The sequence below is a fragment of the uncultured Pontibacter sp. genome, assembly GCF_947495565.1.
In the GTDB taxonomy this organism is placed as follows: Bacteria; Bacteroidota; Bacteroidia; order Cytophagales; family Hymenobacteraceae; genus Pontibacter.
Window position 1 is genome coordinate 82,723 of record NZ_CANLZM010000005.1, and the last position, 20,875, is coordinate 103,597.

The following is a 20,875-nucleotide window of genomic DNA, read 5'->3' on the forward strand; positions in this document are numbered from 1 at the left end:
CAGGTGCTGAAGTCTGTGTAGTTTATACTTTGCGTTTCTCGTCGCTCACATTTTTATACTTTATGGCAATGGAACTTGGCTCAACGCTGCGGCCGTGGTTGTTGGCGTAGGCCTTGGTTACCTCAGCGCCCAGCATCAGAATAACAGAGGAGTAGAAAATCCAGAGCAGCACGACTACCAGCGAACCCGCCGCCGCATAAATACCCACCACTTTTATGCTGGAAAGTATAAAGTTGATTACCTGCTTGCCTATCAGAAAAAGTACGGAAGTGATGAAGCCTCCGGCAAACGCGTCACGCCAATCTACTTTGGCATCGGGCAGCACTTTGTGAATGGATGTGAAGAAAACGAGGATCACGAAGAGGTAAAACAAAGTATTGATGGCTCTGAGAGCAGGCGTAAAATACTCCTCAAACAGTTCATAAATCTGCTCGTTGTACATCGACAGCGCCGTATCCAGAATCAGGCTGAGCAGCAGGAGCAGACCTAGGCCAGCCACAACGCCCAACGTTATCAGCCGGTGCCGCAGAAAAGTAAGGTATTTTACATCGGGCTTCACCTTCACCTGCCACACAGTGTTCAGGGCCTTCTGCATGATAAAGAAAATGATAGAGGCTCCTTTCAACACTACAATCACGGCAATAAATATTTCCCAAAAGCCGCTCGGAGACGTCAGCACGTTGTCCAGCACAACATCCACCTGCCGGCCTGCGCCGTCATTGATCATACTTTCCGCCAAACCCACTATCTCTTGCTTAACCGTCTCCTCCGAAAAGAAAACAGTGCCGAAAAGCGTGAGTACAATCAGGATGGCGGGCAGCGAAAAAATGGCGAAAAAAGCAATAGCGGCGCTGTAAACAATCGGCTCATTTTGCTGAAAATTGCTTTTGGCATCCTTAAGAATATGAAAAGTATGTTTTGAAAATCTTTTGATTTGCTTCATCTACAACCCTATCAGTAGAAACGGTTTGTTTCTGTACAGAAGCATAACGCACTATTGATACACAGGTTTAACCTGCAGCTAAAGTATAAAATTTAATCGGCGGGCCTGGCAGCTGGTAAAGCCAAAAGTGAAGTATAAGCGGTTGATTTTTACCCGCAAAAAAGCAGGGAAAACAGGACGGTATTTTGAGCGTCTTTCAAAAAAATAAATGAAATTACAAACATTAAAAAACTTTCATTCGTTCTTACAGAGACATTATCAAATTACAAAAAAATAGAAAAGAAGAGAACTATGGAAACATCAATGAATGACCTGAAAAACAAGGCAGACAGAGCAAACCCTGAACATAAAGAAGGCCCAGTAGCTGCAACTATTGAAAAATATACTTCTAAGTTACCATCTGACGTATTCTTGTGGGCAGCCTTAGGCTCTATGGCTATTTCTGCGACACTTAAAATTATGAGAAAAGACGAGGAAGCGCTTTTTGTAGGCCAGTGGGCCCCATCGTTCCTGTTGTTGGGTAACTACAACAAGATGGTTAAGCTAGCCGGATACGAAAGCGATAAGTAGTAAAGTTCCTTTAACATATACTAAAAAAGAGCCCGAAGTAAAGCGTAAAACTTTACTTCGGGCTCTTTTGCTTTCAACTGATTTAATTCTGAAAATGCGGCCTTAATACAGCCGCTTCAGTTAATTGGCAGCGCTTATTTAATCACTTCTTCTGAGTATACCAGCCACAGCGGAACGTTGATATCGGTGTTATACATTTCGGTAGGCACGCTGCCCAAACTAAGCGACGGAAGCGGATTACTACCCTTCAGGCCGAGCACCAGCAAGTCGTGGCGGCCTTTGTCGATCTGCAGGCAAATGCGTTCTGCTATACTTTTATTTGCTGCCCGCACCAATGTATAAGGCACATTGGCTATTTCCTGGTGGCTTTTCTGAAGGTCCTTGAACTTGTCTTGTACCACTTCCTCTGCTTTTTTAACAGCCTTCTCTTCTGATATCAGCGGGAAAAACTGGCTAGGCAGCCGGTACACGTGCATGATCTCCAACTGCAGCCGAAGCTGGTCTGCCAGGTTTTTGCTCAGCCGGAGGGCATGCACCGAGGCATCTGAAAAATCTATCGGCACCAGCACTTTCTGTATGTGGAATTCGGCCGTTTCCGGAAAAACAAGCACGCTGCACGGTAGTATGCGCAGAAGTTTAGTACCGAGTGCGCCGGTGCTCTTATCGCTCATTTTTTTACCCAGAAGCGTCAGCTTTACTTTGTAGCGTTTCACCAGGTCTGCAAGTATAACTTCGGTGTTTGGCTCCTCGCTCACCAGTACTTCATAATCCGTAACGGTACCAAACTGCTCGGCTACAATATCATTGATATTGCCTTCAATTTCAGAGGCCAGGTCAACATCGCCGAACCACTCGCGGAAGTCGTCGCTTAGCTCGTACAGTTTTATGTTGTGCACAAAGTATACTTTCTGTACCTCCAGCCGCTCACAAATGGAACGGGCAAAGGCAACCAGTTTCTCGTCTATATCACTGAGGTCAAGGCAGACCATCATGGAATTAATCGCGATCATAATTCTTTGGGATTTTGTGGTGTTGGAGTATTCTTTCTGCCGTCTGTGGCTTTTATATCCTGTTTCTGGGCCCGCTTGGTGAGCATCTCGGCTACCAACTGCTGGTATGCCTTACGCTGCTGCGCTTTACCCAGTCTGTTTTCTTCTTCCAGCTCCTCGCTGAGGCCTCTGTACAGGCTGTAGCACATCAGCAAAAGTATAATGGCAAACGGCAAACCCGTAATGATAACGGCCGTCTGAAGCGCCTGCAAACCACCGCCCAGCAGCAGCACTGCCGCTACAGCTCCGCCAGCCAGCGCCCAGAAAACCCGGATACCCACCGAAGGGTCGGGCCTGCCGCCGGAGGTAAGGCTAACCACCACCAGTGAGCCGGAATCTGAAGAAGTGACGAAAAAGCCCGCCACAAGTATAACCCCGACAACGGAAAGGAAGGTGGAGAAAGGCAGCTGCTCAAAGAAAACGAACAATGCCGTAGACATGTCTGCCGCTACCGCATCCGCAATAGTAGGGTCGCCGGCCAGGATCTCACGCAGCGCTGTGCTGCCGAAGGCTGTCATCCACAGGAAAGAGAGAAGCGACGGAGCGATAAGTACACCAAGTATAAACTCTTTGATGGTGCGCCCTTTGGATACCCTCGCGATGAATATACCTACAAACGGTGCCCATGAAATCCACCAGGCCCAGTAAAACACCGTCCAGGCGCCTTGCCAGTTGTTGTTAGAGTAAGCCTCGTTCCAGAACGAGAGCTGCATAAAGTTGCCGATGTAAGAGCCGGTGTTCTGCACATAAGAGCCAAGTATAAATACCGTTGGCCCCAGCACCAGCACGGCTAAAAGTATAAACAGCGCAATACGGATGTTCCACTCACTCAGAATACGAACCCCTTTATCCACGCCCGTTACTACAGATATTGTAGCAATGCCGGTGATAACAGCAATAAGTATGATCTGCGTATACACATCGTTGACAATGGCCGGAAAAACGTGATTTAACCCGGCGGCCACCTGCTTTACACCCAACCCCAGTGATGTAGCCAAACCGAATAGCGTTGCTATCACGGCCAGAACATCAATGATATGGCCAATAACACCGTGTATGCGTTCTCCTAGAAAAGGGTAAAATGCAGAGCGCACCGTGAGGGGCAGCTGCCGGTTGTAAGTAAAATAAGCCAAGGCCAAAGCAACCAGCGCATAAATGGCCCAGGCATGCAGCCCCCAGTGCAGGAAAGTATAGTTCATGGCCTGCCGGGCTGCGGCTGGCGTGCCAGGCAGGCCAAGCGGCGGCGTCTGGAAATGGTTGATCGGCTCGGCAATACTCCAAAACAGCAGGCCTATGCCCATACCTGCGCTAAAAAGCATGGCAAACCAGGCAGAGGTGCTAAACTCAGGCTTCGCGTCTTTGCCTCCCAGCCTTATCTTCCCAAAGGGGCCAAAGGCCATGTAAAAGCAAAAGACTACAAAAATATTGACGCTGAGTATAAAGAGCCAGCCGGCATTTGCTGTAACAGCAGCTTGCGTGTCGCTGAAGAATGCCTCGGCATCCTGCCTGAAGATAATGACGAGGGCTATACTGATGATCAGGAAAATGATGGATGACCAGAATACCGGCCCGTTCACCTCAAGACCTAACGATGTTTTAGTATCACTTCTTACTTTACTCATGTAGTGTATATTAATCTCAGAAATAGTAACCCATGTTTACATTAAAGCGCATGTGCCAGTCTGTGTCTCCGGCTGTGCCTGCGCTGAAGGCGTTTTCCCACTCCGGCCCCAGCCAGGCGTGGTTATAGCCTAGTGCGGCATCTGTATAAATGTACATAGGGCCAGCCGTGAACAGAGCGCCCAGTACGTTCATGTGCGAGTTTTCGAAGCCGCTGACTCTTTTGTTGTAATAGCCATAGTTGTTATAAAAGGTGATGCCTTGCAGCAAGCGCGTGCTGACGGGAAGGTGGTACGAGAGGCTGGCGGTATAAACCTCACCCTGGTTTGCTACATTATAATTGGCTCCGTAAGCGCCCATCTCAACAAAATTCAGGTCGTTGTCGGCAGCATACTTTGGGTTCATTTTATAGAGCATCGCCTGCAATTTTACGCCCCAGGGGCTGTAAGTGGGTTTGTATTCATAGTGCACTGCCGCTGCGTAGCGTGTTCCGTTGCGCTCGGTATCAAGGTTGTACAGCAGGCCGCCCTGCACTGACGCCCCAAGCTCATGCGCCAGGCTGTCGCCTAAACGCCGCACAATTTTAAAGTCCAGCTGGTTGTTTTCTTTGTTGCGCCCGGTTACGTCGTAAGAGTAGCGGTTGGGACTAGCTTCCGCAGAGCTGAAAACAAAATCTTCGGCGCTTTTATAGTAGGCTGCCTGCCATTGCCAGCGGCCACTGTCGTGGATGTATTTCACGCCCATATCGTGGTCGTCTTCAAAGCCGATGTAGTAGGTAATGTTGAAAAACCAGTTGTTGGAGTTGTACTGCTGTATGCCGAACGGCACCTGGTTCAGCCCGACCTGTATCTGAGAGGCATCTGAGAAATCGTACTGAAACCAACCTTGCTTCAGAAAAGCTCCTCCAAATGCTTGCGAGTAATGCCTGAACTCGGCATTTAGTTTGATGCCTTTGTAAGCTGCCTCGGCATTAATGCGAAACAAGTCGAAGCCGAAATCGCCGCCACGCTCCAGTTGGTCCTCCTTCCAGGTGGAGAGGTTATAGTTGAAACGTAAAGCGCCTCCTAGCTTTAAAACGGGCTTCTCCTCGTCCTTATCAGCAGGAGCCTGGGCGCTGCTGAGCGTACTGCTCAGAAGTACAGAAAAAAGTAGGAGTAACCGGTAGTATAAAGCTGTTTTCAATAGGGTCTGGTTAAATAATTCTACAATTCCTTTCTACTGTTGACGAGTAGTAAAAACGGAAAGTTTTAAATAGGAGCACTGATCGGTAAAACAGGGTTATACTAAGGTGTTGGCTTACTTGCTTTTGTGTAGCAGCAGAGCAGGTGCTAAATAAAAAAGGCCATGCAAGCTTTCGGATGCATGGCCTTTACTTATATACTTATACTATAGCTGATGAAGTATAAGATACGGTTTCTACTTTTTGGTTTGCGGCTCCGGTACCGGGAAGCCACGGTCGCGCATCAGCGCGTCTATTTTAGCGTCGCGGCCACGGAACTTGCGGTAAGCCTCGGCTGGGTCCATAGAGTTACGCGGGGCAAACAGGTACTTTACCAGTCTTGCGGCCACTTCCTCATCATAAAACCCGCCTGGAGCCTCTGCAAAAGCCTCCGCAGCGTCAGACGTCAGCACATCGGCCCACAGGTATCCGTAGTAGCCGGTAGCATAGCCTTCGCCAGAGAACACGTGCCCGAAGTGTGGTGAGCGGTGACGCATCACGACTTCTTTCGGCATGTTCAGTTTGCCCAGTGTCTCACGTTCAAACTTGTCCGGGTCCAGGCCCTCAGGGTCTGCCAGGTGGAAGTGCATGTCCATTAGCGCTGAGGCCAGGAACTCGGTAGTCGCGAAGCCTTGGTTAAACGTAGAGGCTTTTTTGATTTTAGCCACCAGCTCTTTCGGCATCGGCTCATTAGTCTTGTAGTGCTTCAGGTACTGGTTTATCACCTTGTCAGTAGATAACCAACGCTCCAGCAACTGCGATTGGAACTCGGTATAATCACGTACGCCGCTGTTCAGAGTCGGGTATTTTACATTGGATGCCAGGAAGTGCAGCGCATGGCCAAACTCGTGGAAGAACGTTTCCGCATCATCCCAGGATACCAGCACCGGCTCGCCAGGGGCAGGCTTCACAAAGTTAGAGTTGTTAGAGGCCAGCACAGTCTCTTTGCCATCAAAAGTGGTAAAGGCGCGGTAAGTTGTAGCCCAAGCTCCGGAGCGTTTGCCCTGGCGCGCGAATGGGTCCAGGTACCACAGGCCGATATGCTCGCCGGTTGTCTTATCCGTCACTTCCCATACTTTCACATCCTCATGAAACACCGGCACAGAGCCTTCCGGCACTGGCGTGAAGTTGAAGTTGAACAGCTCGCCGGCTGTATAGAAAATCGCTTGGGTCAGGTTGCCTAGCTCCAGGTACTGCTTCACCTCGTCAGAGTTCAAGTCATACTTCTCCTGGCGCACTTTCTCGGCGTAGTAGCGGTAATCCCAAGGCTCAATAGTGATTTTGGTTTTGCTGGTTTTGTTTGCGATTTGCTGCATGTCGGCCACTTCTTCCTTTACGCGGGCAAGGGCGGCAGGCCATACGGCTTGCATCAGGTCCATGGCAGCCTCAGGGTTTTTAGCCATGCGGTTCTGCAGGCGCCACTGCGCATAGTTATCATAGCCCATCAGCTTTACGCGCTCATTGCGCAGCTTCAGTATTTTGGCGATGTTCTCGTTGTTGTCGTTCGCATCTCCGTTATCGGCACGGGAGTAGTAGTTGTTCCATACTTTCTCGCGCAGCGCACGCTCATCCGAGTAAGTCAGGAACTGATCCATGCTAGAGCGGGTGTTGGTGATGGCATACTTGCCTTCCTGCCCACGGTCTGCCGCAGCTTTTGCCGCTGCTTTAACGAAAGACTCTGGCAAGCCGCCCAGCTGATCTTTCGTGATATAGACTACATACTTCTCTTCGTCGCCTAGCACGTTGTTAGAGAAGGAAGTATAAAGTGAAGACAGTTCTTTGTTGATCTCGGCGTAACGCTCCTTGGCCTCCGGGCTCAGGTCAGCGCCTTCCATGGCAAAGCCTTCGTACACCAGTTGCACCACGCGCTGCTGGTCGGCTGGCAGCGGGTTTTTCTGAGCATTATCATAAACGGTTTTAACACGCTGGAAAAGCTTCTCGTTCTGAGAGATCTTAGAGCTGAACTCAGAGATTTTCGGTGCCATTTCGGCCTGTAGCTTACGGAACTCCGGAGTAGACACGTTGCTGCTCCAGATACCATAGTAAGTAAATACACGGCCCAGTTCTTCGCCGGCTCTTTCCATCTCCTCGATGGTGTTCTCAAAAGTAGCTGGCTGCGGGTTGTTCGCGATAGCTTCGATCTCGGCCAGGTTCATGGCCATAGCCTTTTCCATAGCCGGTTTCAGGTCGGCCAGGTTCATTTTGTCAAATGCCGGAACACCGCCGTAAGGGCCAGTCCATTTTTTAAGCAGCGGATTTGTTTCTTCCTGCTTTTGCTCCACGGCAGCTTGGGTTTGCTGCGACTGCTCCTGTGTTTGCACAGAGGTGCAGCTTGCCAGAGCGAGTAAAGCCAGCAATCCAGATTTTTTGCCGGCTGTTAATATTTGCTTCTGCATAGTTTAGTTAAGATTGAGTAAATAATGCCCGTTCAGGACTTGTAAAATTAACGAAGCCCAAGATACAAAAAACAACCAAAATGCCTGCTCTGCAGAGGAGGTAAAAAATGGTTGCCTAAACGGTAACAAGGGTAAAACAACGTTGCTTCTTGAGGGCTTCCGCCGGTTCAGTGCAATTACCGTGCACTAATTAACAACAGCATAATTTTAGTGGCTTCAAAGGTCAAAAGTTAGAAGAAATATCTTGGCAAATCATTCTGCTTCTGTTTCAAGTATATGGGTAATAGAGAATTAATGTTGGCTGTGGAGGTTAACACATAAGAGCATTCAAACCCGTAAACCTTTACTAATGAGCGGCGCAGACTTAGATAGATTAGTGACAGAAGAAGTATTGCAGAACAGCTTTGTTTCTGTGATCTACTGTGCAAAGCATGCGCTGCTGATACTAAAGTGGAGGCGGCAGATAGATTTTGATGAGCGCAAAGAAGTTTTTTTATGGAGTTTAAATTTCTCTATTGCCAATAAAGTTAAAAACTGGTTAATAGACGATGAAGAAATTTTTGTAATTACCTCTCAGGAGCAGAATTGGGTGGTAAACGACTGAACCGAAATGGTGGCAAAGTCAGAGGTAGTTAAAATTGCAGTAGCCCACCCAGACTACTACAACAGCTTGGTTGCCTTTACAGGTTTTACGCAATCGGCACAAGGCAAGTACCAGCACCACGGCGCTGCCCGCCACGAAGTTTTCACCGATATCCCAACCGCTGTAGAATGGCTTTTGGATGATAAGGATGAATAGAAAAGCTGTTCTTAGGCGCTAATTCAAACGGGAAAATAACGAATCTTCACAAAATTAAATATATGTATTTAATATAAAGCAAGTTGCGGGCTTGGGTGATATGGCTGCAAGTATAGCGAAGCTGCATTGGCAACAGTATAAATTATACTTATTTATAACACAAGTTGATTATCCTGGTAAATCCATATACTAAATAATAGAAACTTGCGTAGAATACCTTGTACCACCAGAGCAATACCGCCATGCATACCACAGTTTTTAAATTCGGGGAGGAGAGTCCGTTTGTAAACGCGAAGCGGCCAGTAAGCAACGAAATACACGATCGGCTGATGTGGCAGGCCATGCGCCTTTCCAAGTTCGGTAAAAGTGTCTATAAAAACGGTTTGGTTGTTTATACGCCCATTCCTGCCTATTTAGAAGGCCCCACCACATTGGAAGTATACTGGGATTTTGAGTCTCCGGGAGATGGTGAAGCCTAACCGGGAGCAGCTTTAAAATATCATCGTAACAAAGCCTGTACAAGCTGCTTCTTTTTCTAAAACGCCACGTATACAACCACATGAACCTCAACCTATTCAATACCCACACCCTGGCCGGAAGACTGGAGATAATCTGGGCACACGGCAACTTTATCGCCAACCGCGGCAGAAGGGGCTACCGAATCGCGCTTTATGATTTAGGTAGTTTTTTTGCCGAGATCTGGTACAACCCCGAAAACGATTACATTAGCCTGGTGCGTGGCTTTAGCAGCAAAAAGGCGCTGGAGCCATACATAAACCAAGTGGACCTGATGGAGATGTTTGATTGGTAAACGATTACTATTTCCTGCCCACGCTATACTTTCCGCTAACTTTATACTTCTCCGTATCTATCTCACAGTCCGGTACAGGGTCTCTGGTACTGCATATCCAAGTATGGTTTGTCGCCTTCACAAACGTTTAAGAGTAATTTTAGAATAAATTTTATACTATGTTTCCTAACTTGCAGGTTGAGTAATCTTATTACTGAAACTTACGCGCGTTAGATGAACACTATAAGAAATTTAAAGATCCGGGATAAGCTGATTCTGCTGCTGTCTCTGTTGCTAATTCCCCTTTTCTACTTTGTTGTTACAACTGTTCAGCTTGAGTTTGAAGAACATGAAAACCTTCAGCAGGAAGCGCTACAGCTAGAGGAGTCAGAAAAAATCTCGACTCTGCTACACGCCTTTCAGCAAGAAAGAGCCCGCATACTAGCCGCCGCCGGAGGTGACAGCACCATGCTGGTAGAGGCGATAGCGCAGCGAAGAAGTACGGACGCAGCAGAGCGAAGCCTGGAAGAATTTTTGCAGAACACAGGCAGAAGCCTGCCCGAACTATCGTTACTAGATGAGCAGCAGAAGTATAGAAACAATCTGGACAGCCGAAACTTTGATGCCCTAGCGTTCAGAGCATACTCCACTAGCTTGATTTTTAGCCTGCTGGATAGAATTGATGACAACGCCGCAGGTACCAGCAATACAGATCTGAGCAAGCAGCTCTTAAGCTTCCGAAACCTGGCTGAAGCCAAAATACAACTTGGAAGAATCAGAAGCCTGCTGATGAGGGTGATTGATGATGGGGCTTTTAGCTATAATGACTACGCGAACATCAGCTCCCAGATGGCCGCCTACAACAGAGCGCTCGATAATTACAGCCGGTTTGCCAGCCAGCAGGCGCTCAACGAAGTACAGCAGATCAGTACTTCTGACAATCATAAAAAAGTAGCGGCGGTGCTGCAGGCCATAGAGTCGGACCCACAACTGAATATGGCCGCGCTGGATCCGTCCACCATTTTCAACCAGTTTACCACCAGCATAGAGCAGTACAGAAGTGCGGAGAGGGCACTGATTGAGCGTATAGAGCAGGATGTAAACAACCGTATCAACCGAAAGCAGCAGTACCTGGCTGTGCTGCTTACCGCCTTTGTGCTTATACTTGGCCTTACAGTGGTGCTGTCAGTATACATCATCAACATAATTGCCTCCTCCCTCACAAAGCTCAAAACCGCAGCAGACCGTATAAAACTGGGTGCAACCGAAGTTGTGATAGACATAAACAGCAATGACGAGATCGGAAGTGTAGCCAAATCTTTCAGGGGCGTACTCGATAAAAACGTATCGCTTTCTAAAGTAGCGCAGGCCATTGGCGAGGGCAAGTATGATGTGGAAGTGGAGGTGCAGAGCAACGAAGATATGCTGAGCCACGCCATCCGCGACATGAAAGACAACCTCCGGACCTTTACTACAGAAAACGCTGACCGCAGCTGGGTGCTTACCGGCGTGGCGGAGCTGAACAGCCAGGTAAGCGGCGAAACATCCCTGGAAAAAGTGTCTGAAAAAGCTGTCTCTTTCCTCTGCGATTATACTGGCTCCGAAGCTGGTATTCTGTATCTGCACGGCAATAACGGACAGCTTGCGCCTGTAGCCAGCTATGGCGTATCCTATAGCCTGGAGCAGCTGCCGTCTTTTGCCATAGGTGCCGGTAAAGTGGGCCAGGCTGTAAGCGAGCAGAAGGTGAAGCAACTGGAGGGAGTGCCGGAAGAATACCTCAAAATCAAAACCGGCCTTTCAGACATTGATCCGGCTTCGGTAATAATCATCCCGTTATACTTTGCCAACACCATTATCGGAGCTTTAGAGCTTGCCTCCAGAAAGCCGTACACCGACTTGCATCACCGCCTGTTCGGATCGGTATCGGAGCGGGTTTCTGTCGTGATTCATACTTTAAAAGCGCATCTGCAAACGCAGGAACTGCTGTACGAAACGCAAAACCAAGCCGAGGAACTGGAGACGCAGCAGGAGGAGCTGCGCCAGCTGAACGCCGAGCTGAAGGCATCGGAAGAGGAGCTGCGTGTAAACCAGGAGGAGCTGCAGGAGAAAAACGCAGAACTGGAAGAGAAGGCGCAGTTGCTGGAGGAGCAGTACGAAGCGCTCGGCGCCAAAAACAAAGCACTGGAAGATGCCCGCGAGGCCATCGAGCTGAAAATACAGCAGGTGGAAACAGTGAGCAAGTATAAAAGCGATTTCCTGGCCAACATGAGCCATGAGCTGCGCACCCCGCTCAATAGTATACTTATACTTTCCAGGCTGCTGGCCGATAATGTGGAGAATACCCTGTCACCCAAGCAGACAGACCATGCTAATATCATACATAAGTCCGGCAACGATCTGCTTAAGCTTATCAACGAGATTCTGGATTTGTCTAAGATAGAATCAGGTATGGTGAGGCTGGAAACAGAGGAGATGAAAGTCGCAGAAATCTCTATGGAGCCGATTTTCCGGGAGATGGCGGCCAAAAAGAAAATACGCTTTAGCGAGCGCATTAACCCTGGCAGCTCAGCAACCATCGTGACCGACCGCTTCCGCGTGGAGCAGATTCTGAAGAACTTCATCGGCAACGCCATCAAGTTTACCGAAGAAGGCGGGGAAGTGGAGTTCTCTGTATCACCTGTGCATCCTAAGCCGAAATTCAGGTCGGAGCAGCTGCGCGAGGCTAATGACGTACTTGCCTTCTCTGTGCGCGATACCGGCATCGGTATTCCAAAGGAGAAGCAGGACATGGTGTTTGAGGCGTTTCAGCAAGCCGACACCTCCACCACGCGCAAATATGGCGGCACTGGCTTGGGGCTTACCATCAGCAAAGAATTAGCCACGCTGCTGGGCGGGGAACTGATGCTGGAAAGTGAGCCTGGCAAAGGCAGTACCTTTACGCTATACCTGCCGCGCATACCTGTTGCAGCAGAAGCCAAACAAGCAGCACCAGCTTACCAACCCGAGCCAGCCAGGGCGCAGCAACACACCACGCAGGTAACGGCCATGGCACCGGCAGAGAGCAAAGGCAAGAGCGTAGGGCAAATGTTTATGAACATAGAGCGCCAGGACAAGGAGGATATTACGGTGCTGATCGTGGAGGACGATAAAGGCTTCAGCGATATACTGGCCGATTTTGCCGTTGCCAAGAACTTTAAGGTACACCAGGCTTACACGGGCCGCCAGGGCTTGTTGCTGGCACAGCAAGAGAAGCCCGATGCCATGCTGCTAGACGTGCACCTGCCCGACACCACGGGCTGGGACGTGCTCAAGCAGATCAGGGAAGACAAATCGTTGCGGCACATGAACGTGCACGTAATGTCGGCTTACGACAAGGAGGTGATCGGGGAGCACGCCGCAAATGAAGAGTACCTGCCTAAGCCCGTAACCCTTGAAATGCTGAACAAAGCTTTCTCGTCTATCGCGGGCAAGTCCGGCCTTTCCATTGAAAACATCCTGATTGTGGAGGATAATGAAATAGAAAACAAAGCGGTGGCGGAACTGCTGCTGGCGCACGGGCTTAAGTCAACTTCTGCTTACTCCGCAGAGGAGGCGGAGCAGGTGCTGGCCAAGCAGAAAGTAGACTGCATTATACTTGACCTGGGCCTGCCGGGCATGAAGGGCTATGATTGGATGAAAAAGATCAAGAGTAAAGCCGGCCTCTCCGATATCCCGATCATTATTTACTCCGGCAAAGACCTGAGCGAAGATGAGGAGGCGAAGCTGAAGGAGTTTGCCAATACCATCATCATTAAAAACGAATACTCGTACCTGCGCCTGCTGGACGAAGTACAGCTGTTCCTGCACAAGGTAAACCAGAAGCTGCCGCAAGGCAATGAGTTTAAGATGAAGCTGCATGTGCCGGAGGAGGTGCTGCGCGGCAAGAAAGTGCTGGTGGTGGATGATGATGTACGCAACATTTACTCGCTGAGCAGTTTACTGGAGATGCACGGCCTGCAGGTACTGGTAGCCTACGACGGCAAGGAAGCCCTGGAGAAGCTGAAATCCGAAACAGGCATAGACATGGTGCTGATGGACGTGATGATGCCGGAGATGGACGGTATTGAGGCAACAAAACGAATTAGGGCGGATTTACGTTTTAAGCAACTTCCAATAATTGCCCTCACCGCGAAAGCCATGAAAGAAGACAGAGAGAAATGTATAGAAGCAGGCGCTTCGGATTACATACCAAAGCCGGTAGATACAGATAAGTTGCTGACCTTAATGCGGGTTTGGTTGTATGAGGCTTGAGGATGAGACCCTTTTTGAGCAGGAGGTAGAGAAGTTAATTGAGGAGATCCATAGCCAGTACGGTTACGATTTCAGTGGCTACGCAAGGGCTTCAGTTTACCGGCGCGTAAAGCGGTTTCTGGGGCAAAAGCACCTGCAAAGTATAAACGAGCTGCGCGCAAGGCTGTTTTCAGACAGTTTCTTTTTTGAGAATTTCCTGCAGGAGGTGACCGTGAACGTGACGGAGATGTTTCGTGATACCTCGTTTTTCCTGTCGCTGCGCCAGAACGTGCTGCCTATACTTTCCACATACCCATACATTAAGATCTGGGATGCCGGCTGCTCCACAGGCGAGGAGCTTTTCTCGCTGGCCATACTTCTGGAAGAGGAGGGGCTGCTGTCCCGCACCAAGATTTACGCCACTGATATAAACCAGAAAGTGCTGCGGCAGGCAAAGGAGGGGATATTTTCTGCGACAAACATGCCAGCCTATACGTCCAGTTATTACGCGGCAGGCGGCAAACGCGAATTTTCGAGCTACTACACCAGCAACTATGGCAGCGTAAAGTTTAACTCGTCGCTGGTGAAAAACGTGGTTTTTTATCCGCATAACCTGGCCACAGACACCTCTTTCAACGAGTTTCACCTGATCGTATGCCGCAACGTACTGATATACTTTAACAGGCAGCTGCAGGAGCGCGTATTAACCCTATTTGATGAAAGTCTGGTGAGTTTGGGTTACCTGGCACTGGGCAAAAAAGAAACACTGGCTATGTCGGGCATCAACGGCAGCTATAATTTTGTGGATAAGAGCAACCGCATCTACCGTAAAACCAACTGATGGCAGCGTCAAATAAGCTTATCGTAATTGGAGGCTCCTGGGGCGGCATACAGGCTTCTATTAATGTGCTGAGCGAGCTGCCTGCCAACTATAGCATACCTGTTATACTGGTGCTGCACCGCCTGCGCAACGAGGAAGGCAGCCTGCCGGAGATTTTTGATAAAAAGCTCAAGCTAAAAGCGGTGGAGGTAGAGGAGAAGGAGCCGCTGCTGCCGGGCCATGTATACCTGGCTCCGGCCAATTACCATGTGCTGCTGGAAAAAGACCATACTTTCTCGCTCGACGATTCAGAACTGGAGAACTACTCTCGGCCTTCTATTGACGTGACATTTACCAGTGCCGCCGATGTTTTTAATGAAAATACGGTGGGAATACTGCTAAGTGGCGCCAGCAGGGATGGAAGTTCGGGATTAAAGTATATCTTTGAAAACAGCGGCGAAGCCATTGTGCAGAACCCGTCAGAAGCCGAAGTCGCTACCATGCCGCAGGCAGCCATAGACAGCACGCCTGCCTGTAAGATAATGCGTGTAGCGCACATCCAGCAATATTTACTTACCCTACATGATCTTGGACGAACATACTAACCCTTCTGTTTTAGCGCCTGATGTGTATCCAGTAAAAATACTGCTGGTAGATGATAAGCCTGAAAACCTGGTGAGCCTGGAGAGCCTGCTGGCCAAGGACGGTGAAGCTGTTGAATACCTTTTTGCCACCTCCGGCGAAGAAGCCCTGAAAATTGCCCTGCAGGAAGAGCTTGCGCTTATCTTGCTGGATGTGCAGATGCCCGGCATGAACGGCTACGAAGTGGCCCGCTATCTGCGCGATATCTCCAAAACGCGGGATATACCGATCATTTTCGTCACGGCCATACATGAGCAGGATGCGCACGTGATAGAAGGGTTTGAAGCCGGTGCGGTGGATTTCCTGTTCAAGCCGCTGCACCCCTACATTACAAAGGCCAAAGTATCCACGTTCGTGAAGTTTTACCTCCAGAAGAAGGAGATGGAGAAGGTTAACAAGCAAACCCTGACGCTGAACCAGGAACTGGAGGAGCGGGTGCAGGAGCGCACCAAGGAACTTACCAAAGTAAACAAGGACCTGGACAACTTTGTGTACACAGCCTCCCACGACCTGAAAGCACCAATCAACAACATCGAGGGGCTGATGACTGTGCTTGATGAAACCATACAGGAAAAGGGGCTGGAACAGCAAGAGGTCATGCCCATTATGGCTATGATCAACAATGCTGTCAGCCGCTTTAAAAACACCTTGATGGACCTCACGGAAGTAGCGAAATTAAAGTATGAGGAAGGAGCAGTAGAAACGGAACGTGTCGATTTTGAGGAGGTGCTGGAAGACGTAAAAGCAAACATAAAGGACCTGATTGAGAAGTATGACGCAAAGTTGAAAGCCGATTTCTCGGGTGCCCCAGGCATTGTGTTCTCCAAAAAAAACCTGCGCAGCATCCTGTACAACCTAGTGTCTAACTCTGTCAAGTATAGCTCGCCGGATAGAAAACCAGAAGTCACGATTACCACTTCTGTAGCTGGCAATTACACGGTTTTAACTGTGAGCGATAACGGGTTAGGCCTCAAAAAAGAAGACCATCAGAAGGTGTTCGGCATGTTTAAACGAATGCATGCCCACGTGGAAGGCACAGGAGTCGGCTTGGCTATTGTGAAGCGGATTATTGAGAACTGCGACGGGAAAATTGAGTTTGACAGCGAGTTGGACAAGGGTACTGTTTTCAAAGTTTTTCTGCAGTAAATTTAGTGTCCGCAGCATTAGTCGCTTAACAGCGGGCAGCAATTTCATACTTCTTAAAGTCTCAGAAGTATAAACTTCTATCAGCTAAAGTATAAACCGGATCTGCTTCCGGCTAAAATCGGATTTCGGCTGCAAACCACTTCTATACTTCGGCTAAGTACAGCCAAAGTTAAATCAACCTTTCTTCATTTTCGTTAACCATACTTATGGAAGCACAAAACACGCGCGATAAGCAATCTATACAGCACCTGTATAATACTGTTTTGCCTGCACTGGCAGAGCAGATCCACCAGAACATAACGCCTGTACTGCCTTTATTTGATACTTTTGGCTTAGAACGCGTGGTAGACACCTGGACAAAAGACCCGGCGGCAGACGCTGCCACAGAGGTAAGTATAGAAAACGGCAATGTGCAGCAGGTAGGGCTCAGGCTCAGGCTGGAAGGCTTTCAGAAACCGGGCGTAGAAACTTTTGACCTGGCCAAAGACTTGATATTTAAACTGGAGTATAACAGCTATACCGTGGGGCCGGACAAAAATACCAACTGGCTCGAAAAGTTTTACCTGCAGCGCTGGGATAAGTCGGATTATGAGGAGGTGGCTGCCAGGTGGAGCGAAGAACTGATTGAAGAGCTAACCCAGCGACTGGAAAAATTAACCTGAAAGCCATGAGAATCTTCGCCCGTGCAAAACAACTAAACTGGCTCAACCTGCTGCTTATAGCGCTATGCCTGAGCGCCTGCAACGCGTGCCAGGCGCAGCAGCCGGAACAGAAGGCCTCGGGGGAGTACTCCACAAAAGTGCCAGACCGCGATGGCATTGGCAAAGTATACATGGGCCGCGAAATAGCAGGCATTATGAGCGCTGCTGGCGGTGCCTGGCTTCAGCGGGATACCAGGCCGCAGGAAGAAAACACATCCCTTGCCATAGCAAGTATGGAATTGCGTCCCAACAGTGTAGTGGCCGATATTGGCGCAGGCAATGGCTACTATACTTTCCGGATAGCCCCAAACGTGCCGGAGGGGAAAGTATACGCAATTGATGTGCAGGATGCTTTCCTGGAAGCGCTTGAAAGCCGCAAAAAAGAGCTAGGCCTAAGCCAGGTAGAAGTAGTGAAAGGCGGCAGCCAAAGTATAAATCTACCTGATAACTCCCTGGATTTAGCCTTTATGGTTGATGTTTACCACGAACTGGAATACCCGAAGGAGATGCTGCAGTCTATCCGTCGGGCGCTGAAACCTGATGGCAAGCTAGTGCTGATGGAGTACCGCGCCGAAGACCCCAAGGTGCAAATAAAGGAGCTGCATAAGATGAGCGCCCGCCAGGTAACAAAGGAGCTAAATGCCAACGGTTTTAAGCTCTACAAGCAAAAAGATGTACTGCCGATTCAGCATTTCCTGATGTTTGAAAAGGCTGCAGAATAAGTATAACCCTACCGCCCGCGCCTGGATGGAGCGCTCGAAGTTTGAAAAGGCTGCAGAATAAGTATAACCCTACCATGTGCAAGCTGATTTGCTCCTTAAATTTAGCTTTCAGTAAAATATTTTAATTTTTTAATTGGCTGATATATAGCTGTTTGCATGTTTTGCTCAAGCTAGCTAAACTGATCTGGCACGCATGTTGTAAATCTACCTTCATCGTTACGTGATAGTTTGTAAAATCTAAAAGCACGTTTTATGAAAAAGGTAAACTACATTTTCAGTATGGTCTTTATAGTATCGATCTTACTGAGTGCCTCAGCTGAAGCACAAGACAGAAAGATAAGCCCACAAGCCAAAGGTGCCGTTATCGGTGCAGCCACAGGAGCAGCCGCAGGTGCAGTGATACATAAGCGCAACCGCGTGGTTGGAGGCGTAGTAGGTGGCGTGGTTGGCGGTGGCGCAGGCTATGCCATCGGCAAGGGCATAGATAACAGACAGAAAGCAGCGGAAGCGGAAAGAGCCGCAGAAGCAGAGCGGGTAGCGGCCGCTAACAGAGCCGCCGCAGAAGCCAGAACCGCTAGAACTGTGGCTGCTAAAAGCACATCGGCCAGCAAGCCGGTAGCAGCAAGAAGACAAGCTGCGCCCGCTAAGCAGGCACTAGTTGCACAAAACCAGGTGGGAGTGCCGTACGCTGCTTACAGCGAGAGCGAAATATATAATCCTATCATCAGTATGGGGTATCTGCCTAACCCTTCCTTCGGCAATCCGTCTACAGCCTATGCTACTTCTGAAGTAAGAAGAAAAAGCTGGTAAGTATAAAGCTTAAGCTGCCGCAAGTATAAACCTGTTTGGCTTAGCTTGCGGCAGCCACTAAACTTACTTGTTTTCAAACTTTAATCGAACAGACTTATGAAACGCTATTTATATATCCTGTTTTTTGCCGCTACACTCAGTTCCTGCACGCAGCAGGAAGAGGCGGTAAACGTACAAAGCCTGAACCAGGAGTTTATCAGTGCCTGGAACAGCGACAATCCCGATAAGGTGATCTCTTACCTGGCCGAGGATGTTCAGTTTATTCAGGGCGAGACACACTTTACCGGAAAAACCGAGGTGGCCAACAAGTGGGTAAAAGATACCTACACCACCATCAGCGACTTAAAAACCAACGTGGTAAGCACCGGCACCGACGGAACAATGGCCTACGAGGCAGGCACTTTCTCGGTTGATGTGCTGCCGACGGGGCAGGAGCAGTTGCGCGGAATAGGAGAAGGTAACTTTATACTTCTCTGGAAAAAAAACACTGAAGGCGATTGGAAGCTAAGCTATGCCCAACTGGAGGGCCTTCCGGTACAGCTAAAGAACTAAGCACAATTTAGCAGCATCAAAAGCTACTGAAGATTAACTAAAAAGCCATGCAGATTTGCATGGCTTTTTAGTTTACAGAGCAGGCTAAAGTCATAAAGAAATAGCAGCCTAATGCTGTACCAGTTTCAGCACTTGCTGCTGGTCGTTGGCGCTTACTTTTAAGAAATATACACCTTGCGGCACGTGCAGCTGTTGCAGGTAAACATGGTTTTCGCCGACTGAAAGCGCCAGTTTATCAGAATAAACAACCTTGCCCTGGGTATTGTAAAGTATAAGTATGGCCTGCTTTTGCTCCTGCGAGCTAATGACTAGTTCCAGGATGTCGTCAAACGGGTTCGGGAAAGCCTGAACTGCCAGTGCCTCTGGTAGCGCACCAGGGTATACCACATTTATATGGCTGAATGAGAATTCACCGGAAAAATCAACCTGCCTTAGCCTGTAGTATAGTTTGTCTGCTCCGTAGCGCGAAATCCCGTTATCTGTAAAAGCATAATGGCTCTTTTGGCTGGTAGTGCCTTTTCCTTTTGCCAGGCCTACGGTGCTGTAGTTTTTTCCATCAAGGCTTACCTCAATGCTAAAGTAGCCGTTGTTAGTTTCTGATGCTGTTGCCCATTCCAGCACAGCATTATCGTTGGTGCGTTTGGCCGTAAAACTGAGCAGCTCTACCGGTAGAGGCGTACTGGTGTCCAAGGCAAGTGTACCAACTGCATATACCGGTGAGCTAGTGGTGGAGGCTAGTATAAGTGCATCATCGCTGTAGTTGGATTTAGTGCTGGTTGGGTTATTAAACTTGCCTTTCAAGAGCACGTGCGCACTCCCAAAAGCTATACTTGTTGTGGAGGACTCATTGTACAGGATGTCGCCGCCGCTGTCTGAAGAAGTATACACGATAACAACTTTGTTGGCTTCCTGGTTTAGTATCGCAATAGGCCTGGTTCCCCTACTAGCTACTTCATACAGGTCATCCCAAGTGCCGTTTGGGCGGCGCACAAGCATAGCAATGGCAGGTAGTATACTGGTGTCGAAACTCGTTTTAACAGCGCAATACAAGGTTCCGTCGTCTGCCACGGCCATGTTCAGGTGGTCGTCAGCCATGCCGCCTTGCACGTCGTCGGCTGATTGAGAGGCTGGCACTTCATCTACTTGCCAAGTAGTAGGGCTCTCTCCATCAGTATGGGTTCTGAACCCGAACCTTTTGGTGTTCTGGTTAGACCATAATACACCTATTTTTCCTGGCAGGGCGACAATAGCGCATAAATCGTCGTTTTTGATATTGCTTGCCACAGCATAAGGTGCGCTCCATATGCTGTATGGCGAGTCGCCCCACCTTACGTATATTTTGCTATTGCCATCAGATGCAATCCACATTCTGCCAGTGCCGTCAACCTCAAGGGTAGCTGTCTCAACGCCGCTGTCGAGTGTTATATTTACGGCTTCAGGTCTTACGGACCAAAGCTCATAAGTATTTGTAGCAGGAAGGTATTCTACAGAAACTAATTTTGATGCTGTACCTCTAAAAAGCAAGATATGTGCTATGTTACCAATTGTTTTGCAGTCGGCTTGCACGCTTGTTTCCTCCGATAGCTGCAGCACTTTTGTCCATGCTTTGTCATCCAGGCGCCAAAGGTAAGTGCCGGTATTGTCAGATAACACAGACCAATATTTGCCGTCATGTTTCCATACTTTAGACTGTGGTTTCTCCCCCGTGTTAATAGACACTTGTACCGGATCTAGTACAGTAACAGAAGAGAATTGTGCATTAGCTTTATAAGTTATAAAAAGTAAGCAGGATGAAAGTATTAGTACAAACTTATTAAGCATAGTTCG

At 48.8% G+C, this 20,875-nt stretch carries 19 protein-coding genes; 13 read left to right on the forward strand and 6 right to left on the reverse strand.

Annotated features, from left to right (window positions below; translation table 11 throughout):
* Positions 1-22: 22 nt before the first annotated feature.
* Entirely contained in the window at positions 23-943 is a 921-nt protein-coding gene (locus Q1B04_RS08290) for a YihY/virulence factor BrkB family protein (protein ID WP_299757953.1), read from the reverse strand.
* A gap of 291 nt (positions 944-1,234) precedes the next feature.
* Between Q1B04_RS08290 and Q1B04_RS08295 the strand changes: the two genes are divergently transcribed.
* Positions 1,235-1,513 carry a hypothetical protein gene (locus tag Q1B04_RS08295; RefSeq protein WP_299757956.1) on the forward strand — a complete coding sequence of 93 codons (279 nt, stop codon included), beginning with the start codon at positions 1,235-1,237 and terminating at the stop codon, positions 1,511-1,513.
* Between the two features lie 134 nt (positions 1,514-1,647).
* Here the strand turns inward: Q1B04_RS08295 and Q1B04_RS08300 are convergent, their stop codons facing one another.
* From Q1B04_RS08300 to Q1B04_RS08315, 4 genes are all read right to left on the reverse strand, one after another.
* Positions 1,648-2,523 carry a universal stress protein gene (locus tag Q1B04_RS08300; RefSeq protein WP_299757959.1) on the reverse strand — a complete coding sequence of 292 codons (876 nt, stop codon included), beginning with the start codon at positions 2,521-2,523 and terminating at the stop codon, positions 1,648-1,650.
* Positions 2,520-4,184 (reverse strand): BCCT family transporter, encoded by a 1,665-nt coding sequence (locus Q1B04_RS08305; protein WP_299757961.1) that lies wholly within the window; start codon positions 4,182-4,184, stop codon positions 2,520-2,522. The genes Q1B04_RS08300 and Q1B04_RS08305 overlap by 4 nt, the downstream gene beginning before the upstream one ends.
* 16 nt (positions 4,185-4,200) lie before the next feature.
* A complete protein-coding gene (locus tag Q1B04_RS08310; protein ID WP_299757964.1) occupies positions 4,201-5,364 on the reverse strand; it encodes a hypothetical protein in 1,164 nt (387 codons plus the stop codon).
* 234 nt (positions 5,365-5,598) lie between these two features.
* Positions 5,599-7,797, reverse strand: coding sequence for a M3 family metallopeptidase (locus Q1B04_RS08315; RefSeq protein WP_299757966.1), 2,199 nt, complete (start codon positions 7,795-7,797; stop codon positions 5,599-5,601).
* Positions 7,798-8,146: 349 nt separating this feature from the next.
* Between Q1B04_RS08315 and Q1B04_RS08320 the strand changes: the two genes are divergently transcribed.
* From Q1B04_RS08320 to Q1B04_RS08375, 12 genes are all read left to right on the forward strand, one after another.
* Positions 8,147-8,401 carry a hypothetical protein gene (locus Q1B04_RS08320; RefSeq protein ID WP_299757967.1) on the forward strand — a complete coding sequence of 85 codons (255 nt, stop codon included), beginning with the start codon at positions 8,147-8,149 and terminating at the stop codon, positions 8,399-8,401.
* A 6-nt stretch (positions 8,402-8,407) separates the two neighbouring features.
* Positions 8,408-8,596 (forward strand): hypothetical protein, encoded by a 189-nt coding sequence (locus Q1B04_RS08325; RefSeq protein WP_299757969.1) that lies wholly within the window; start codon positions 8,408-8,410, stop codon positions 8,594-8,596.
* A gap of 242 nt (positions 8,597-8,838) precedes the next feature.
* The gene (locus Q1B04_RS08330; protein ID WP_299757971.1) at positions 8,839-9,075 is read left to right on the forward strand and encodes a hypothetical protein; all 237 of its coding nucleotides are present in this window, start codon (positions 8,839-8,841) and stop codon (positions 9,073-9,075) included.
* A gap of 80 nt (positions 9,076-9,155) precedes the next feature.
* Positions 9,156-9,407 carry a hypothetical protein gene (locus Q1B04_RS08335; protein ID WP_299757973.1) on the forward strand — a complete coding sequence of 84 codons (252 nt, stop codon included), beginning with the start codon at positions 9,156-9,158 and terminating at the stop codon, positions 9,405-9,407.
* 213 nt (positions 9,408-9,620) lie between these two features.
* Positions 9,621-13,676 (forward strand): response regulator, encoded by a 4,056-nt coding sequence (locus tag Q1B04_RS08340; RefSeq protein WP_299757975.1) that lies wholly within the window; start codon positions 9,621-9,623, stop codon positions 13,674-13,676.
* On the forward strand, positions 13,666-14,496 hold the full coding sequence (locus tag Q1B04_RS08345; RefSeq protein ID WP_299757977.1) for a protein-glutamate O-methyltransferase CheR: 831 nt from the start codon (positions 13,666-13,668) through the stop codon (positions 14,494-14,496). The genes Q1B04_RS08340 and Q1B04_RS08345 overlap by 11 nt, the downstream gene beginning before the upstream one ends.
* A complete protein-coding gene (locus tag Q1B04_RS08350; protein WP_299757980.1) occupies positions 14,496-15,080 on the forward strand; it encodes a chemotaxis protein CheB in 585 nt (194 codons plus the stop codon). Before Q1B04_RS08345 ends, Q1B04_RS08350 begins: the two co-directional genes overlap by 1 nt.
* Positions 15,058-16,263, forward strand: a complete 1,206-nt coding sequence (locus tag Q1B04_RS08355) for a hybrid sensor histidine kinase/response regulator (RefSeq protein WP_299757982.1) — start codon at positions 15,058-15,060, stop codon at positions 16,261-16,263. The genes Q1B04_RS08350 and Q1B04_RS08355 overlap by 23 nt, the downstream gene beginning before the upstream one ends.
* Positions 16,264-16,469: 206 nt before the next feature.
* Positions 16,470-16,925, forward strand: coding sequence for a hypothetical protein (locus Q1B04_RS08360; RefSeq protein ID WP_299757984.1), 456 nt, complete (start codon positions 16,470-16,472; stop codon positions 16,923-16,925).
* A 5-nt stretch (positions 16,926-16,930) separates the two neighbouring features.
* Entirely contained in the window at positions 16,931-17,686 is a 756-nt protein-coding gene (locus Q1B04_RS08365; RefSeq protein ID WP_299757986.1) for a class I SAM-dependent methyltransferase, read from the forward strand.
* A gap of 252 nt (positions 17,687-17,938) precedes the next feature.
* Positions 17,939-18,496, forward strand: a complete 558-nt coding sequence (locus tag Q1B04_RS08370; RefSeq protein WP_299757989.1) for a glycine zipper domain-containing protein — start codon at positions 17,939-17,941, stop codon at positions 18,494-18,496.
* A 96-nt stretch (positions 18,497-18,592) separates the two neighbouring features.
* Positions 18,593-19,048 carry a nuclear transport factor 2 family protein gene (locus tag Q1B04_RS08375; RefSeq protein ID WP_299757991.1) on the forward strand — a complete coding sequence of 152 codons (456 nt, stop codon included), beginning with the start codon at positions 18,593-18,595 and terminating at the stop codon, positions 19,046-19,048.
* A 108-nt stretch (positions 19,049-19,156) separates the two neighbouring features.
* On the opposite strand, the gene Q1B04_RS08380 is transcribed toward Q1B04_RS08375, so the two are convergent.
* Complete coding sequence (locus Q1B04_RS08380; RefSeq protein ID WP_299757993.1) at positions 19,157-20,767, reverse strand: T9SS type A sorting domain-containing protein; 1,611 nt, start codon at positions 20,765-20,767, stop codon at positions 19,157-19,159.
* Between the last annotated feature and the right edge of the window lie 108 nt (positions 20,768-20,875).

Excerpts from the sequence above, each read along its gene's own strand:
- Q1B04_RS08345 (WP_299757977.1), top strand. The coding sequence starts at position 13,666 with ATGAGGCTTGAGGATGAGACCCTTTTTGAGCAGGAGGTAGAGAAGTTA.
- Q1B04_RS08355 (WP_299757982.1), top strand. The coding sequence starts at position 15,058 with ATGATCTTGGACGAACATACTAACCCTTCTGTTTTAGCGCCTGATGTG.
- Q1B04_RS08375 (WP_299757991.1), top strand. The coding sequence starts at position 18,593 with ATGAAACGCTATTTATATATCCTGTTTTTTGCCGCTACACTCAGTTCC.
- Q1B04_RS08320 (WP_299757967.1), top strand. The coding sequence starts at position 8,147 with ATGAGCGGCGCAGACTTAGATAGATTAGTGACAGAAGAAGTATTGCAG.
- Q1B04_RS08350 (WP_299757980.1), top strand. The coding sequence starts at position 14,496 with ATGGCAGCGTCAAATAAGCTTATCGTAATTGGAGGCTCCTGGGGCGGC.
- Q1B04_RS08295 (WP_299757956.1), top strand. The coding sequence starts at position 1,235 with ATGGAAACATCAATGAATGACCTGAAAAACAAGGCAGACAGAGCAAAC.
- Q1B04_RS08305 (WP_299757961.1), bottom strand. The coding sequence starts at position 4,184 with ATGAGTAAAGTAAGAAGTGATACTAAAACATCGTTAGGTCTTGAGGTG.
- Q1B04_RS08300 (WP_299757959.1), bottom strand. The coding sequence starts at position 2,523 with ATGATCGCGATTAATTCCATGATGGTCTGCCTTGACCTCAGTGATATA.
- Q1B04_RS08365 (WP_299757986.1), top strand. The coding sequence starts at position 16,931 with ATGAGAATCTTCGCCCGTGCAAAACAACTAAACTGGCTCAACCTGCTG.
- Q1B04_RS08290 (WP_299757953.1), bottom strand. The coding sequence starts at position 943 with ATGAAGCAAATCAAAAGATTTTCAAAACATACTTTTCATATTCTTAAG.
- Q1B04_RS08335 (WP_299757973.1), top strand. The coding sequence starts at position 9,156 with ATGAACCTCAACCTATTCAATACCCACACCCTGGCCGGAAGACTGGAG.
- Q1B04_RS08360 (WP_299757984.1), top strand. The coding sequence starts at position 16,470 with ATGGAAGCACAAAACACGCGCGATAAGCAATCTATACAGCACCTGTAT.
- Q1B04_RS08325 (WP_299757969.1), top strand. The coding sequence starts at position 8,408 with ATGGTGGCAAAGTCAGAGGTAGTTAAAATTGCAGTAGCCCACCCAGAC.
- Q1B04_RS08330 (WP_299757971.1), top strand. The coding sequence starts at position 8,839 with ATGCATACCACAGTTTTTAAATTCGGGGAGGAGAGTCCGTTTGTAAAC.
- Q1B04_RS08315 (WP_299757966.1), bottom strand. The coding sequence starts at position 7,797 with ATGCAGAAGCAAATATTAACAGCCGGCAAAAAATCTGGATTGCTGGCT.
- Q1B04_RS08370 (WP_299757989.1), top strand. The coding sequence starts at position 17,939 with ATGAAAAAGGTAAACTACATTTTCAGTATGGTCTTTATAGTATCGATC.
- Q1B04_RS08340 (WP_299757975.1), top strand. The coding sequence starts at position 9,621 with ATGAACACTATAAGAAATTTAAAGATCCGGGATAAGCTGATTCTGCTG.